Genomic DNA, 17,222 nt, shown 5'->3' with positions numbered 1-17,222 from the left:
TAAAGTAGGAGGGTAACATGAAGACGAAATATGAACAGCTAATTAGTTTGTTAGAAGAGATGTTTCAGTTTGGTAACGAAGATTTAGATTTTGGTATTTATCGCATTATGAACCAAAAACGCGAAGAAATAAGAAAGTTTCTTCACCAAGATTTACTACCGCAAGTAAAACAGGCATTTGAAAAGTATCAAAGTGTTGACCAGGTGAACATTCGCAAAGAATTGGAGCAACTCAAGAAAAATTTGCAAGACGCAGGAGTTGAACCGGAAACATCCCCAAAATATAAAGCCTTACAGGAACAATTGGCTCAAAGTGTAGACCTTAGTGCGTTAGAGAATGAAGTGTATTCCCATTTAGTAACTTTCTTTAGTCGTTACTATGATAAAGGTGATTTTATATCTAAGCGTAAGTATAAGAAAGATGTATACGCAATTCCATATGAGGGAGAAGAGGTTAAGCTTTATTGGGCAAATGCTGACCAATATTATGTAAAAACTTCTGAGTATTTCAGAGACTATTCATTCAAGCTACCCTCTGGGAGAAAGGTACACTTTGTCTTAACAGAGGCATCTACGGAGCAAAACAATAATAAAGAGCAAGAAGGAAAAGAACGTCGGTTCATCCTGTGTGAAGAATCCCCGTTGCATGAGGAACAGGGGGAACTTTACATTCGATTTGTATATAGAGTAGATAAAGAGAAACAGGCAATCTTAAATCAGCAAGCTGTTGAGAGGATTTTAGGGGTTGAAGGTTACACAGATTGGATTCAAGAATTACGTACTTTAGCACCAACAGAGAAAAACAAGAATCGAACCTTACTTGAGAAGCATTTAAACGACTATACTTCCAAAAATACTTTTGATTATTTTATTCATAAAGACCTTGGTGGTTTTCTAAGACGTGAATTAGATTTTTACATCAAGAATGAAATTATGCACTTGGATGACTTGGATACGGAAAACGAAGCTCGTGTTGAGCAATATTTATCCAAAATAAAGGTTATCAAAAATATTGGACATAAAATCATTAAATTCTTAGAGCAAATCGAGAATTTCCAGAAGAAACTTTGGTTAAAAAAGAAGTTTGTTGTGGAGACAAACTATTGTGTCACGCTTGACCGTGTACCTGAAGAGCTATATCCTTTAATTTTACAGAATCAAGAACAAATTAATGAATGGAAGCATCTATTTGCTATCGATGAAATCGAAGGTGATTTAACCAAGCCGGGTTACAGTGAACCTTTGACAGTAGAGTTTCTCAAAGCTAACCCTTATCTAATCGTGGATACCAAGTTCTTTGACCAAGATTTCGTTGATAGATTAATAATGTCATTCGAGGACATAGATGCAAATATAGATGGGTTACTCGTAGAGTCAGAAAATTTTCAGGCCTTGAATTTGCTAAAAGAGCGTTATAAAAACAATATTAACTATATCTATATTGACCCTCCGTACAATACTGGTGAGGATGGTTTTGTTTATAAGGACAACTATCGGCACAGTAGTTGGATAAGTATGATAAATGATAGGGTCAAAATTTCTAGGGAATTAATGAACGACAGTGGAGTATTATTTGCGAACATTGGAGAAGAAGAACTCCATAATTTGACCAGCCTATTGCACAACATATTTGGTAGTAATAACTTTGTTACAAATATTGCAAGGGTAGCAAAAACTGCAAGTGACCTAGGTAATTTTTTCGCCCCAAGCATTGACTTTATTCTGTGTTACGCAAAAAACAAAGAAAAACTACAATCTTTTACGGACGAAGTGGACGAATCCCTTTATACAAAAATAGAAACTGAAGGACCTAGAAAGGGAGAAAGATATAGGGATGATATTGCTTTATATCAATCATCCCTAACCGATATAAGAAAGAACCAAAAATATTTCATTGAATGTCCAGATGGAAGCAAAGTTATCCCGCCTTGTTCCATTCTTGACGAAATACAACGACCAGGAGATGGAAGGTGGAGATGGACTAAAGAAACCTATGAGAAAAACAAACATTTACTTGTATTTAAGAAGACAAAAACGTCTCCACTTTTAAATGAAAAAGGTGAACGGGCGGAATGGAATGTTTATACCAAGAGTTATTTAAAGGACCGCCAAGAAAAAGGAACACGCCCACGCAATTTTTTAGACCAATTTATAAACAGAAAAGGTGCTGATTTGTTAAAAAAGATGAATATCTCTTTTGGCTACCCGAAGCCGGTAGAGTTAGTAAAATATTTAATCAAGATTAGCAATACTGATGAAAATGCCGTGATACTTGATTTTTTTGCGGGTTCTGGTACAACCGCACATGCAGTTATAAACTTAAACCGAGAGACCGGAAGTAATCGTAAATATGTCCTTGTAGAGATGGGCACCTACTTTGATACCGTACTGAAACCACGTATTAAAAAGGCTATTTACTCTAAAGATTGGAAAAACGGTAAACCAGTCTCTCGTGAAGGTTCTAGTCACATGTTTAAGTATATTCGCCTCGAATCATATGAAGATACATTAAACAATCTCGAAATTAACCGAACAGAGCAACAACAACTTGCGTTGGAACTGATGCCAACGGAAACTCGTGAGGAGTATCTTCTTTCTTACATGCTTGATATCGAAACAAAAGGTAGTGCCTCACTCTTAAACCTTGATGCATTTGAAAACCCATTTGATTACAAATTAAAGATTTCCAATGGTACGGAAACTACAGTCAAAACCATTGATGTAGTGGAAACTTTCAATTATCTTTTGGGGCTTACTGTTCGACAAATCGAAGTAATTCAGGGATTTAAGGTAATTAAGGGTGAATTGCCTACTGGAGAGAGAGCACTCATTATCTGGAGAAATCTAAAAGAGAAGTCAAATGAGGATTTGGAAAGGTTCTTTACTAAAAGCAAGTATAATATCCGTGATAACGAGTTTGACTATATCTATGTTAATGGTGACAATCACTTAGAAAACATCAAATCGCAAGAGGACACGTGGAAAGTAAAACTAATTGAAGAAGAATTTAAGCGTCTCATGTTTGATGTGCAAGATGTGTAAAGGTGGGGAAGCGAGATGCCGAGAAGCTCAAAAAGAGCAACTACTATTCCCTTTAACAAACGATTGGTTTTGAACCGTTTTATGCTTCATTTATTTGAAGTGGATGATTTTGATGATTTGGTAATGGGGATGAAAGAGCCGGAATTGGAGGGGTGGGATAGTGATAACATATCCCACTTCTACCACTTCCTTTCTAATCGACTTTTTGACCGTCAAAAGTTAAGTAATGAGATGTTGCGCCAGTATGATGAAAACATTGTACGTCATACTATGCGAATCAATCTTAAGAGAAGGGAACCAATAAAGTGGAAATACTTCCAATATTTATGTCTATTGTTTACAGAAATATATCTGGACCGTTATTTTACGGACCCAGAAGCGTTGTTGAATGAGTTAAATAACTTCTTAGATACATTCAATGCAAAGGAAAATGCTCAAATTGACAAGTACAGCCGGGAGGACTTAAATAAGTTAGCCTTTTGGAATGCAACAGGTTCTGGAAAAACGCTATTGATGCATGTGAATATATTACAATATTTGCATTACTTATCAAAACATGGTAAAGAAAATGAACTGAATCAAATTATCCTTCTTACTCCAAGGGAGGACTTATCCATTCAGCATCTAAAAGAATTTGAGCTTTCTGGAATCGATGCAGAATTGTTTGATAAAGACCAAGGCAGCCTGTTCCGTCAGCAAAGCGTGACCATTATTAATATCCAAAGAATCAGAGAGGAATCCGGGGAAAAAACGGTTGCCGTTGATACTTTCGAGGGTAATAATTTGGTTCTTGTTGACGAGGGTCACCGTGGTTCAAGCGGACAAGAGTGGAGGAGAATACGAGACCGCTTAAGTGAACAAGGGTTTGCATTCGAATATTCGGCAACATTTGGTCAAGCAGTTTCAGGAAATAAGGACTTACAACAAGAATACGCCAAGTGTATCTTATTTGATTACTCCTACCGTTATTTCTATAGGGATGGATTCGGAAAGGATTTTCAAATCCTGAATTTGGCTGATGATTCAAATGAGGATATTCGTCGTCTCTACTTAACAGCATGTTTGGTAACATTCTATCAACAGCTTAAGCTATATCAAGAGCATGAGCATTCTATACGACCTTTTCTGATTGAAAAACCTTTATTAGTGTTTGTAGGAAGTAGTGTAAACGCAGTTAGAAGAGAAAGAGGGAAAAAGGTTTCTGACGTAACAGATGTTCTTTTATTCATTGCACAATTTGCAAAAGAGGAAAGACGAAGTATATCATATCTAGAGCGGTTAATGAATGGTAATGCTGGTTTACGGGACGAAAAAGGCAGGGAAATATTCCGTAATGCATTTACCTATTTAACAACGTTGGAAATGACCCCGGAAGCTCTATACGCGGATATGTTATCTACAGTCTTCCATGCAAGTCATTCTGGAGCAGTGTTACATGTTGTGAATTTGAAGGGAGTAGACAATGAAATTGCTTTACGATTGGGGGACAATAAGCCATTTGGTGTTATCAATGTAGGTGACGCCGCGGCATTATGCAAACTATGTGAAACGTATCCTGAGTTACATGTAACGGAAGAACAATTTAGAGATTCTTTGTTTCATCGGTTAAATGAGCGTGAATCGGACATTCATGTACTGATTGGTTCTAAGAAGTTTACAGAAGGTTGGAGTAGCTGGCGGGTAAGTACCATGGGGCTAATGAATATGGGGAGGGGTGAAGGTGCGGAGATTATTCAACTCTTTGGTCGTGGTGTACGTCTTAAAGGATATGGGATGAGTTTGAAGCGAAGTGAAGCTTTACGATTAGAAAATACAGATATTCCACCTCATATTAAGGTTTTAGAAACACTTAATATTTTTGGTGTTCGAGCTGATTATATGCAGCAGTTTAGAGAATACCTTGAGGATGAAGGAATAAAAATGGATAACGATAAGGAAACCATCCACTTAAAAGTTATTCCTAATTACGCAAGAAGAAAGATAAATTTAAAAACCCTTGCCCTAAAGGATATCGATATCAATTCCTTTAAGAAAAATGGGCCAAAACTTTCCCTTGAACCAGCGACCGAAGAAATGAATTTAAAAGTAATATTGAATTGGTACCCTAAAATTCAGAGGACAGAAAGCCGAAAACAGTTCTCTTCACAAGCATCGGTAATACCTGATGTAATGGATGAATGTAAGTTAGAGTCCATGCACCTTGCATTCATGGATATAGACCGGATATATTTTGAACTTCAAAAGTTTAAAAATGAACGTTCTTGGTACAATCTCAAGCTTTCAAAAGAAAAGATTAAAGAACTACTCAACAGACAGGATTGGTATATCCTTTATATTCCGAAAGCGGAGATGGTCTTTGATTCTTTTCAAAAGGTCAAAAGATGGGAAGAGATTGCAATTTCCCTATTGAAGAAGTATTGTGAGCAATATTATTTGTATCGAAAAAAAGAGTGGGAAGCTCCTTTTATGGAGTACAAGGATTTAAACGAAGGGGATAAGAACTTTATTCGTGAGTATCGCGTAACCTATGATACATCTGAGACGACCTTGAAAACAAAGCTAGAGCAACTTCAGAAGATGCTTGAATCAAACAACATGAAGCCGGTTCAACATGGTACAATGGAAATATTTGATTTTGAGCAACATCTTTATAAACCTCTAATTTATCTAGAGGGCAATGTGGCTGCTGTATCACCGACACCACTGAACAAGGGTGAATATCAATTTATTAATGATTTACGAGCTTACTATGAGAAGAATAAAATCTTCTTCCAAGACAAAGAGTTATATTTGCTACGTAATCAATCAAGAGGTAAAGGAATTGGATTCTTCGAAGCGGGAAATTTCCATCCGGATTTTATCTTATGGATTCTCTATCAGGGTAAGCAATACATCACATTTGTTGACCCCAAAGGCATAAGGAACATGTCTGTGTATGATAAGAAAATCCAGTTTTACCAGACCATTAAGGAGAAAGAAGTTGAACTTGGGAATAGCTCCATTGTGCTGAACTCGTTTATCATTTCAAATACGGAATATGTAAATCTCTTGAATACAGGAACAAAGCTAAGCAAAGAAGAACTTGAGAACTTTAATATATTGTTCCAGGTAGAGGACAAAGAAACATACATTGGTAAGATGATTAACAAGATTCTAGCATAAACAGAGGTAGCTTCAAGTTACCTCTGCTTTTTTATAAAATATTTTGTCCTTTTTTAAGAAAAAGGAAGGAATCGATTCCTCAAGGTGTTTCCAACAGTTTTATTTACGAACATTTTCACATAACTATTCATCCAAACGAATCAGAAAAAAGTTAGTTATCCTCTTGTGAAAATGCTCACAATATCATAAAACTTTTACAACGGAGACGACCTTTACAGAAAAACTGAAAATTCACCACTTATTTTAGGGTTATTTCTGACCTAGATAAGTTGGTGATTTTAAAAGAATACATATAAAAAAGCATAGGGTTAAGTTTCTGTTTTAAGATAAATTGAGAAATAATAGGAAAAACCATCAAAAATCAAAATAAATTCATATGCATATCCGCTTTGAAAAAATGGATTAATCCTTTGAAAATCGTTGGTTGAATCATCAAAAAAATCTTGATGAAAAAAGGAAAAATCAGAGATAACGAAAAAAGGCCACTACAAGACATAGTGACCTTGTTAAGCCTATTTGTTATATTCATCTAAATAAGCTAATTTTTTAGAAAGAGTGGTATAGTTCTCTTCGTTTTCGCAAGCAGAAATCAGTTTTCTTGCCGTAAGTATGCAGTCAGTCTCATCGATGAGTGGTCGATGATAGTTTTTCTCTAACCAGTGCATGAAGTACCTCATAATTTCGGATAACGACCCTTTATACCAATGAAATTCGCCACTCGGAAGAATCTCACAAAGCTTATATTCCCGCTCTTGATGATTCGGGTCTTCCATATCAGGTTTTGGACCCACGAGATACCAAACCGTATGATTGGCTCTTTTTGCTAACGAGATATATAAAGCGGTTTGATTCTCTTTTAGTGCGTGAACAGACTCTTTTTCATCAATAAATAAGAAATTACCTAAAATTGGAATGAATGTATCGATATCCCCAACATAAGCAATAAAATCATCTCTTTTTATCGCTTTCTCATTCTCCCCATCTTGAATGCCAATCGTAGTTTCTTGAAACTCTCTGATTTTATTATAGAACATCGTATGGTCCCATCTGTCAAAGAATTTATCCACGTTCTTGATTGGGACGGGAACGTTGATTTCTCTTGGTTCGAACTTCTCGAAAGCTTCTTGTAATTTTTCTCTTAAAATGTTTTTGTCATTCCCTATAGTGTTTAGAAAAGAGAATATTCGTCTTGGTTTTTCAAAGTCGGGTAGTTCGTTAATTGCTTGAATGCCGTATTTCTTCATTAATCATGTAACCTCCCTGAGTTTCTTCTATCATTTTGCATTCTAGACATTATCATTGTACGCACCAAAAATAGTAATATTAATTAAAATATGGAAAATATCACTAACTTTTTTCAAACCTAAGAAAAGAGGAAACTCCTCTTTTTCTTCAAGGAACACAGGTGTTGAATTTGATTCCTCAAATGGCAGTAGTCATCTTTTTTACAGGAAAGTTTGGCATCATATTGGCAGGAATGGCCTATGATGCGTACCAAAAAGAAAAAGGAGTTAAAGGAAATTTGCACATTAAATTAAATAAAAAAATGAACTCGAAACTCCACTTTTCAGATGGAGTTTTTTTAATACAAGAAAAAAGTTGGAGGTTCAGTATGATAAAAAAGGGTAGAATCAGATATGTTGAGGAAAATGGAAAAAAATTTATTTGGAAGTTAACAGAAGATGAGATGTATTGGCTAATTTTCGATGCAGAAACAGGAAAACAGATATCTTCCAAGATGAATGTTCGGTTGGGAGACACAGTTGTTCGCAAGGAAGACAGAGAGAGACGTAAACAAATACAAAAGAAAAATGAAGAATTAGAATGGATAAAAAAACGGGGGTTTATCCAATTTAAACGTGCGATTCGAGAAATCGCAGGAAAATCGAAACAATATCACGCCCATCTGTTCGTCAAATTGCTCCCGCTCGTATCATTCGCTGACAAACCGTTATCGTTGGAAGGAAAGCCACTGAACCAAAGTCAAATAGCGGAATATTTACGGATTCATCAAAAAGTGGCAAGTGAATTCTTACATGCTTATGTGGAACTCGGCATTCTGGAAGAAGTAAAAGGAGAACGAAACAACGAAAAATTTTATCGGTTAGCGGGAAAATACATCGTCAAAGGAGAATTTGAAGAAAAGGAACGGTATTCGGTGAAGGTTTTTCAAAAGCAAATCCAGAAAGTCATCGAATTGGTCGAAATCGAAACCAAAAAGTACATCAATCAGCAACAAAAGAACAAAATGGAGCTATGGCCATTGAGTTTGCTACTAACGTTACTTCCGTATGTTCATTATCAGGCTCATATTCTATGTGAGAATTATGATGAAGACTTCTTCAAGAACTATTCTACTATCAGCCAAGCATTAAAATATAACAAGCGATTAATCAAACAGTTAACGGATAAGAAAATATGGCGAGAAATGACGGGACAAGATGTCGTAAAATTGAGTGTCGCACAACAAAAAAAATTAAAAATCTACTTTGACATTTTAAAGAAAGCGAATGTTATTGCAACTTTTGATGGGAAAAATAAAATGTACATCATCAATCCAAACCTGGTATTCATTACGGCGTTTACACAAGACGAACAATGGACAAAAACATTACAGGGTTTGTTTACTATGTAGAAGAATAGCACCCATTCGGTGCTATTTTTTGTGCCATTTTGCAAAAAGAAGTATATATGGTTATAACCAAATGCAAAAAGAAGTACATACAGTTATAACCGAAAATGGAAATAAGCCATAGAGACTCAAGGGAAGAGCTTGTCCAAACAAACGCATTTGTATAATAAGTAATACGCCCAAAAAGAAGGTAACCAGCAATATGTAGTTCCCGCTCTTTATGTTGCAAAAAAATAAATTCCTTTTTTACATTAAAAAAATCAAAAAATTTAGAAAATTAAAAAATTATCCTTTACATACACCATAAAAATTTGAATTTCAATATTGAATTGAAAAATTTTGGAATGTATATTACTTACAAAACCGGAATAACACAAAATTTACAATTAATGGATATTAACTATCTGTCAATATATATCGAAACGAATAGGACAATTTATGACCAACATATGGTGTATGTAGAAGGGGGATGATTTTGAATGGCAAAGAAGTCCTTTCGTTTCAAGTTTGTATCTGGTACAAGTGGAAAATCATCCAAGGAAGTTGTTGATGAACTGGTAAAACAAACTATAAATAAGGTCCTGTCCCAATCACATAAAACATTTTATAATAATACCAATGAAAATACCAATGAAAAAATCTCATAGCAAAGCTGTAAGGTTTTTTTCAGGGAAGTGAAGAGCTATCATGAGCAAAAACACAAACAACATTGCTGCTATCTATGTACGTGTATCAACATTAAAAGAATCACAAAAAGACTCACCCGAACACCAAAAGTCCGTTTGTTTGCAAAAAGCGAGGATGGAAGGATTAGAAACTCGTGAAGAATATATATACGAAGATAGGTCAACTGGAACCAGTATCATGGAGCGTGAAGAAATTAACCAACTCATAAAAGATGCAAAAAAAGGATATTTCTCTACGATTATATTTGCATCTCTTTCACGTTTCTCTCGTGACTCTTTAGATGCTATCGCTTTAAAACGAGTGTTGGTGAATGGCTTAGGAATACGGCTAATATCGATTGATGACACGTATGATTCAAAAGTCAAAGACGATGAGATGATATTTACCATTATTTCTGCGGTGAACCAAAAGTTATCGGAACAGATTAGCATTTCTTCTCGGCGCGGTATAAGAGAATCGGCTATGAAGGGGAATTTTACAGGAAGTCGTGCCCCTTATGGATATAAAAAGGTGATAATAAATAAAGATGGAAGGGAACTTAAAACACTTGAAATAGTAGAGAAAGATGCAGAAGTTGTCCGCAAAATATATGAGTTATATGTTTACCACAACATGGGAGAAAAACAAATTATTAACTATTTGAACGAACAAGGAATTCCTTCTCCCAAAGGCGGAGTTTGGGGAATTACCACAGTCCAGCGAATCCTTCAAAATGAAGCCTACACAGGTCGAAATGTGTTCAGCAAATACACAGTCAAAAAAGTGTATGAAGATTTAGCAAATATGCATCATCGGAAAAACAGGTTAGTTCAAACTCCAAAAGAAACTTGGGGACGAAGCGAAGAAAAAAAATGGGAAGCAATTATTGATGATGAACTTTTTAAAAAAGCTCAAGATAAAAGAATGGAAAGGGGAGGAGGAAAACGAGGGGGCGTAAGAAACGTAAAAGTAAACCCTTTTGCGGGAATTATCAAATGCGCACATTGCGGGAGCAATTTCGTTTCGATGAAAAGTGGAAAAGTCGGAAAGAGTGGGCAAGAATATCGTTACCTTATTTGTTCATCAAGGCGTCGTATGGGGATAAAAGGATGTAAAAATGATTTATGGATACCTTTAGAGGACTTCAAAAAAGGGTTAATTAAAGAAATCACCTCATCGTTAAGCAACCTTATCAATGTAGAAGAAATAAGTGCAACGGCTAAAATTCCAGAGACAAATGTAAACAAACTAAATGAAAAAAAACAAAAACAATTGGAACAGGCTCTTAAACAAAATCGAAAACTTCTCATGGACTTAAGGAAAGATTTTAAGCTAGGTGAAATTGACGAAGAGCAATATCAGTATGAAAAAGAAACATTAGAAAAAGAAATTCAAGAAATTAAAGAACAGCTCAATCAACTAGTCAAGACAAAAGAGAATATTTCGTCTGATGAAATCATCAAACAGCAAATTAAAGAAGCGTTACAAAAATTAGTTATGTTGGATTTTACAAATGTGGATGAACTTCAAAGTATTTTAAAACAGTTGATTGAAGAAATTAGAGTGAATCAGAACGGAGAGGTGGAAATCTACACTCCATTAGGAATGTTGCAATAGTTATGGGAATGTTACGCTCATGGTTATGCATACAAAACACATTTCGAACGCAATGCAAAAACTTGGGGTAAAGGGGCGATCCCAAGCAGTTATTGAATTGCTTCGAATGGGAGAACTTGAACTATAAGAAATGCCGGCTCACCTTATTTTAAGGTAGCCGGTTTGTTATATTTTAAAGATGAAATTTAGTTTTAAAAATAAAAACGATTTACTCATTGATTATGTGGCAAAGTGGAGTAAAATGGAATATATCAAACATTGTCGAATAAAATAAAAAGTTGTATTTTTTTTGTTGCATTTTTGTAGAAAAACATTAAAAATAATAAATGCACCGTTGTAGAGGAGATTGTATGTCTTTTGATGAAAAGACTGTTGCAGAGCTAGATCGATATATTGCCGCAAATTTAAAACAACGAGACCGTGAAATTTTAGCGTAGTATCCAATCACACCGCGCAATTCGCCACACTAAAATAGCTATTGGAAGAAGAGGACTTGACGATCGGCGAATTATTGAACAAAATGTATCTGGCATGTAGCACAACATATTTAGTAGACAGAATGGAAAAATACGGGCTCGTTGCCAGAGTAAAAGATCGGCACGACTGACGAGTTGTACGCATTCGTCTTCTCGAAAAAGGGAAACGAATGGTCGAAGAAGTGATAAAAAGCGTCAACATGATTTGGCGCAAGTGTTGCAAAATTTTTCCAATCAAGAAATTGTCTTTTTAGAAAATACTTACGAAAACTACATCAAGAAATGAAAAAAAGAATGAGGCGGATCAATTGGAAAGAGCAATTGGTGTTATTGACTCAGGAGTTGGTGGATTAACTGTTGCAAAAGAAATTATGCGACAGTTACCAAAAGAACGGATTGTTTATCTTGGGGATACAGCTCGTTGCCCATATGGGCCACGCCCTAAAGAGGAAATTCGTCAATTTACATGGGAAATGACGAATTATTTATTGCGGTATAATATTAAAATGCTTGTTATTGCTTGTAATACGGCAACAGCTGTCGTATTAGACGAAATTCGGGAACAGCTCGATATTCCGGTATTAGGAGTGATACATCCTGGAGCTCGCGCGGCGTTAAAAGCGACGAAAAACGGGCATATCGGTGTGATTGGTACAATTGGTACAGTAAAAAGCGGTGCGTATGAAAAGGCGCTAAAATCCATTAACCATCGAGTTCGTGTAGAAAGTTTAGCATGTCCAAAGTTTGTCCCGCTTGTAGAGAGCGGAAACTTCGAAGGAGAGGAAGCGAGAAAGATAGTCGCTGAATCGCTTGAACCGTTTAAATCGAGCAATATGGATGTCCTTATTTTAGGATGCACTCACTATCCTTTGTTAAGTCCTCTTATTAAAGAATATATGGGAAAACGCGTAAAACTAATTTGTTCCGGTGATGAAACCGCACGTGAAGTTAGTGCGATTTTGCATCATAGCCATCTTCTTTATACAGGGCAACGAGAGGCAGAACATTTATTCTTTACGACAGGATCAAAGGAGCTATTTCAAAAAATTGCTTCCAAATGGTTTGGAAAGCCAATTGAAAATGTTCAAACGATTGAATTATAAAATCCTTTAGCGTAAAAGCTAAAGGATTTTTTTATTCTATTTTCAAAAAAGGCTCGTATACATAGATAGTAGTACAAACTATGAGTAGGAGGGAAAATTCATGTTTCATCGAGGAACGTGGAAACTAGCTGCATCCGTTGTTACATCGCTGTTATTACTTAGTGGTTGCGGGTTATTTGGAAAGGATGAAGCTGTTAAAGAAATTGACCCGCCACAGGATGTGAGCTATTTAAAAGATGGGCAATCATTACAAGAAACAACTGGAAAACAAGGGGGAGAAAAAGACGAGAAAAAAGCAACCGAAACAGTAAAACGCGAGCTTTACTTAATTGATAAAAATGGATTTGTCGTGCCGCAGACCGTAGAACTGCCGAAGACAGATGCTGTGGCAAAGCAAGTGCTCGAATATTTGGTGGAAGATGGCCCTGTTTCGGAATTGTTGCCAAACGGGTTTCGCGCTGTATTGCCAGCAGATACAAGGGTATTAGGAGTGAAGCTGGAGAAAGATGGCACCATTATTGCTGATTTTTCACCAGAATTTGCAAATTATAAACCAGAAGATGAAAAGAGAATTTTGCAAGCCATTACATGGACGCTGACACAGTTTGATAATGTGAAAAGAGTAAAAATTCGCATTAACGGTTATGATCAAGATGTCATGCCAGTCAATAAAACACCTATTCAAGACGGTGTCAGCCGCGCTGATGGAATTAATATTGATGCCAAAGGTGTTGCGGATATTACAAATACTCACCCAGTTACCGTTTATTTTGTCGCGCAACAAGGAAACGATACGTACTACGTTCCAGTAACGCGCCGCGTGTCTAATAAAGAAAAAGATGATATTGTCGCTGCGGTTAACGAATTAATTAAAGGACCAAGCTATGGCAGCGGTCTTATAAGTGAGTTTCAGCCAGATACTCAGTTAGTTGGAAAACCAAAATATGAAGATGGAAAAGTGACATTAAACTTTAACGAATCCATTTACGGCAGCAATAAGAAAAATGTCATTTCGGATCATGTATTAAATTCGCTTGTTCTCTCACTAACGGAGCAAAAGGGAATCGAGAGTGTCTCTATTATGGTAAATGGAAAAGCAAATCTTGTTAGAGAAGATGGAAAACCGTTATCCGAACCAGTGGCAAGACCAGAAAAAGTGAATACAGAAAGCTTTTAAGCGATTATTTTCAAAAATGACAATGCAACAATAGAGTAGCTAGCAGTTTGATGCGATATTATGATATAAAAAAGAGGTAGACGGTGTGCTACCTCTTTCTGTTTATGTAAAGGAGGATTTTTATTATGAGGATAGATGGCAGAGAAAACAAACAGCTGCGTCCTGTACATATGGAGAAACATTTTATTAAACATGCAGAAGGGTCGGTATTCATTACAGTTGGTGATACGAAAGTGATTTGCACAGCAAGCATCGATGACAAAGTGCCGCCGTTTATGCGTGGCGGCGGAAAAGGATGGATTACTGCGGAATATGCGATGCTGCCGAGAGCGACAGAACAGCGAAATGTGAGGGAATCTAGCAAAGGAAAATTATCAGGGCGAACAATGGAAATCCAACGTCTTATCGGAAGAGCGCTTCGTTCTGTCGTTAATTTGGACAAGTTAGGCGAGAAGACGGTATGGATTGATTGTGATGTGATTCAGGCGGACGGAGGAACGCGGACAGCGTCGATTACAGGAGCGTATGTAGCGATGGTGTTAGCATTCGCGAAATTGATGGAAGAAAAGAAACTCGATGAACTTCCTGTGAATGATTTTCTAGCTGCTACATCTGTTGGGATCGATCCAGAACACGGAATTATTCTTGATTTAAACTATGCGGAAGACGCGCGGGCAGAAGTCGATATGAACATTGTGATGACAGGAGCTGGCCGCTTTGTGGAAATTCAAGGAACAGGAGAAGAAGCGACATTTTCGCGAGAACAATTAAATGAATTGCTAGATACAGCAGAAGTAGGAATTCGACAGCTTATCGACATTCAACGGAAAACGTTAGGAGAACTTGCAATGCAAATTGATATAAAGAGAAGCGAGGAAAGTGGGGATACATGATGAAACAAGTCATTATCGCGACGAAAAACATCGGAAAGGCGCGAGAGTTTCAAGAACTCCTTGAAAAAAAAGGAATAGAAGTAAAATCGCTTCTAGATTTTCCGAATTGCCCAGATGTTGAGGAAACGGGAAGCACGTTTGCTGAAAACGCGGTATTAAAAGCGGAAGCGATGGCCCATTATTTTCATGCGATCGTGATCGCCGACGACTCCGGCCTATCGATTGACGCTTTAGATGGAAGACCAGGTGTATATTCCGCCCGATACGCTGGAGAAGAAAAGAACGATCAAAAAAACATTGCCAAAGTATTGGAAGAGTTGAAAGGAATTCCTTTTGAAAAGCGAACGGCGCGTTTCCATTGCGCGCTTGCTGTCGCGGCTCCAGGGCGTCGCACAACCGTCGTTGAGGGAACGTGTGAAGGATACATTACAGAAGTGCCAAAGGGTGAAAACGGATTTGGGTATGATCCAATTTTTTACGTTCCGCAAAAAGGAAAAACGATGGCGGAATTATCCAAAGAAGAGAAAAATCAAATCAGCCATCGAGCAAAAGCGTTAGCGAAATTAGAAAAGCAGTGGGATGAAATCATTAACGATAAGGAGTAAAGAAACATGAAAGTGTTAATTGTTAGTGATAGCCATGGATTAACGAATGAACTAGAAGAAATTGTGGCGCGTCATCATCATGAAGCAAATGCGCTGATTCATTGCGGAGATTCTGAATTGCCTTTTGATCAAAAAGAAATTGCCCGTTTTTTGGTAGTGCGCGGAAATTGTGATTTCACCACGCAATTTCCTAATGAACGAACCGAAGAAATTGAAGGGGTTCGCTTTTTCATTACTCACGGTCACCTCTATAATGTGAAAACGTCGCTAATGAATCTTTACTATCGTGCGAAAGAAGTAGAGGCAAAAGTGGTATGTTTTGGTCATTCTCATATCGCTGGTGCTGAGATGATCGACGGTATTTTATTTATTAATCCGGGAAGCATTTTGTTGCCGAGAGCGCGGAAAGAAAAAACATACGCATTATTGCAAATAGAAGACGGAAAAGCAACGGTTCAATTTTACGAACTCGATGGAAAAGAAGTGGCATCACTTACGAAAACATTTACCCTATGAGCGAGATTTTTCTCGCTCTTGTGTGAGTAAAATGTTTGTGGGAGAAATTCTTAGAAGTTCCCCGATGAGGGGGTTGGGAACGTAGGTTCGCAATCCCCCTCATCGGGGCCAGCAAGCGAAGCGCGGTAGGATCCCAAGCAGGAAACATGAAAAAGGACTCTCTCCCTGGTAAGATGATCATTGTCCACACCATCAAACAGGAGGAGAGAGTCCTATGAATATTCAACAACATCTTACCACAAATTCGTTGACATGGAAAGAGATCGAACTTGCTTTGTTTCGAGCCTTGCAAAACGCCTTCGCCGAGCTGTTTACGGCTCCGCATCCGGCGGAGGAAACGGCATCTACCAAACAGATGGTCGTGAACAAGGCGAAACAACGCGTCCGCCGTCTTCTTCCGGAGGTAACGCGGAATAACGTGCCATATTTACAGCAATCGTCCGGGACACCGATCTATCATGCCCTGTCTGAACTCAAAGGATGGTAAAAAAGGTATACATATCGATCTGTCATGGCAAGGGATGAGAGTTCGAAAGCGCTTACGGATAAAATTCAAAAAAATGGTTCGCCAATCTATGACTTACACCTGTTTTCAGCGAACCAAAAAAGTTCCCACAAAATCTTGACTGACTCCTCGCTCTTTTTTATCTTGACTTTATCGAAAAGCTTTTCTATAATATAGACTGTCTTTGGAAAACGAGCAACACTTCCATGAATCGACTGCGAGTTGTCTCGACGCACTAGGCTTCCTTGAATCAGCTGGTGGTAGAGGAAGAGACAGGATATCAAGGATGAAAATGTAAAATTGAATAGTGTGAAATATATGTCCCAGTAGCTCAGCGACGAGCCACACTTCCATGAAACAGCTGCGAGTTGTCTCGACGCACTAAGCTTCCTTGAATCAGCTGGTAGAGGAAGAGACAGGATATCAAGGATGAAAATGTGAAATTGAATAGTGTGAAATATATGTCCCAGTAGCTCAGCGACGAGCCATACTTCCATGAAACAGCTGCGAGTTGTCTCGACGCACTAAGCTTCCTTGAATCAGCTGGTAGAGGAAGAGACAGGATATCAAGGATGAAAATGTGAAATTGAATAGTGTGAAATATATGTCCCAGTAGCTCAGCGACGAGCCATACTTCCATGAAACAGCTGCGAGTTGTCTCGACGCACTAAGCTTCCTTGAATCAGCTGGTAGAGGAAGAGACAGGATATCAAGGATGAAAATGTGAAATTGAATAGTGTGAAATATATGTCCCAGTAGCTCAGCTGGATAGAGCAGCGGCCTTCTAAGCCGTCGGTCGGGAGTTCGAATCTCTCCTGGGACGCTAAAA

Annotated in this window: 11 protein-coding genes, 1 tRNA gene and 3 pseudogenes; 14 read left to right on the top strand and 1 reads right to left on the bottom strand. The window is 37.5% G+C overall.

All coding sequences use genetic code 11. The features are described from left to right. Positions 1–17: 17 nt before the first annotated feature. Positions 18–3,041: a site-specific DNA-methyltransferase gene (locus B9L23_RS15665; RefSeq protein ID WP_089097985.1), complete on the top strand. Its 3,024-nt coding sequence runs from the start codon at positions 18–20 to the stop codon at positions 3,039–3,041. A 15-nt stretch (positions 3,042–3,056) separates the two neighbouring features. Further along, positions 3,057–6,203 (top strand): DEAD/DEAH box helicase family protein, encoded by a 3,147-nt coding sequence (locus B9L23_RS15660; protein WP_089097984.1) that lies wholly within the window; start codon positions 3,057–3,059, stop codon positions 6,201–6,203. A 512-nt stretch (positions 6,204–6,715) separates the two neighbouring features. On the opposite strand, the gene B9L23_RS15655 is transcribed toward B9L23_RS15660, so the two are convergent. Then, the gene (locus B9L23_RS15655) at positions 6,716–7,447 is read right to left on the bottom strand and encodes a hypothetical protein (protein ID WP_089097983.1); all 732 of its coding nucleotides are present in this window, start codon (positions 7,445–7,447) and stop codon (positions 6,716–6,718) included. A gap of 164 nt (positions 7,448–7,611) precedes the next feature. Here B9L23_RS15655 and B9L23_RS15650 point away from each other — a divergent pair, with 164 nt between their 5' ends. The 12 genes and pseudogenes from B9L23_RS15650 to B9L23_RS15595 all read left to right on the top strand — a co-directional run bounded on the left by B9L23_RS15650 (position 7,612) and on the right by B9L23_RS15595 (position 17,216). Then, on the top strand, positions 7,612–8,838 hold the full coding sequence (locus tag B9L23_RS15650; RefSeq protein ID WP_169712577.1) for a hypothetical protein: 1,227 nt from the start codon (positions 7,612–7,614) through the stop codon (positions 8,836–8,838). Positions 8,839–9,314: 476 nt separating this feature from the next. Further along, positions 9,315–9,482 (top strand): hypothetical protein, encoded by a 168-nt coding sequence (locus B9L23_RS20590; RefSeq protein WP_169712576.1) that lies wholly within the window; start codon positions 9,315–9,317, stop codon positions 9,480–9,482. A 40-nt stretch (positions 9,483–9,522) separates the two neighbouring features. Then, on the top strand, positions 9,523–11,118 hold the full coding sequence (locus B9L23_RS15645) for a recombinase family protein (RefSeq protein ID WP_089097981.1): 1,596 nt from the start codon (positions 9,523–9,525) through the stop codon (positions 11,116–11,118). 37 nt (positions 11,119–11,155) lie between these two features. Further along, positions 11,156–11,245, top strand: a pseudogene (gene gerE / locus B9L23_RS15640) (spore germination transcription factor GerE); the annotation flags it as partial. A gap of 223 nt (positions 11,246–11,468) precedes the next feature. Next, a pseudogene (locus B9L23_RS15635) lies at positions 11,469–11,948 on the top strand (MarR family winged helix-turn-helix transcriptional regulator). After that, positions 11,903–12,697 carry a glutamate racemase gene (racE, locus tag B9L23_RS15630; protein ID WP_062677864.1) on the top strand — a complete coding sequence of 265 codons (795 nt, stop codon included), beginning with the start codon at positions 11,903–11,905 and terminating at the stop codon, positions 12,695–12,697. The pseudogene B9L23_RS15635 and the gene racE overlap by 46 nt, the downstream one beginning before the upstream one ends. A 100-nt stretch (positions 12,698–12,797) precedes the next feature. Further along, positions 12,798–13,874: a GerMN domain-containing protein gene (locus tag B9L23_RS15625; RefSeq protein ID WP_081188811.1), complete on the top strand. Its 1,077-nt coding sequence runs from the start codon at positions 12,798–12,800 to the stop codon at positions 13,872–13,874. A gap of 125 nt (positions 13,875–13,999) precedes the next feature. Beyond that, positions 14,000–14,767: a ribonuclease PH gene (rph, locus tag B9L23_RS15620; protein WP_015864706.1), complete on the top strand. Its 768-nt coding sequence runs from the start codon at positions 14,000–14,002 to the stop codon at positions 14,765–14,767. Further along, the gene (locus tag B9L23_RS15615; protein WP_081188846.1) at positions 14,767–15,372 is read left to right on the top strand and encodes an XTP/dITP diphosphatase; all 606 of its coding nucleotides are present in this window, start codon (positions 14,767–14,769) and stop codon (positions 15,370–15,372) included. Before rph ends, B9L23_RS15615 begins: the two co-directional genes overlap by 1 nt. A gap of 6 nt (positions 15,373–15,378) precedes the next feature. Next, positions 15,379–15,888: a metallophosphoesterase family protein gene (locus B9L23_RS15610; protein ID WP_062677866.1), complete on the top strand. Its 510-nt coding sequence runs from the start codon at positions 15,379–15,381 to the stop codon at positions 15,886–15,888. Between the two features lie 325 nt (positions 15,889–16,213). Next, a pseudogene (locus tag B9L23_RS15605) lies at positions 16,214–16,375 on the top strand (ISLre2 family transposase); the annotation flags it as partial. A 767-nt stretch (positions 16,376–17,142) separates the two neighbouring features. Next, positions 17,143–17,216, top strand: a tRNA-Arg gene (locus B9L23_RS15595). Positions 17,217–17,222: the final 6 nt, after the last annotated feature.

The sequence above is a fragment of the Parageobacillus galactosidasius genome (assembly GCF_002217735.1).
Taxonomy (GTDB): domain Bacteria; phylum Bacillota; class Bacilli; order Bacillales; family Anoxybacillaceae; genus Parageobacillus_B; species Parageobacillus_B toebii.
This window is presented reverse-complemented; position numbering and strand designations above follow the sequence as displayed.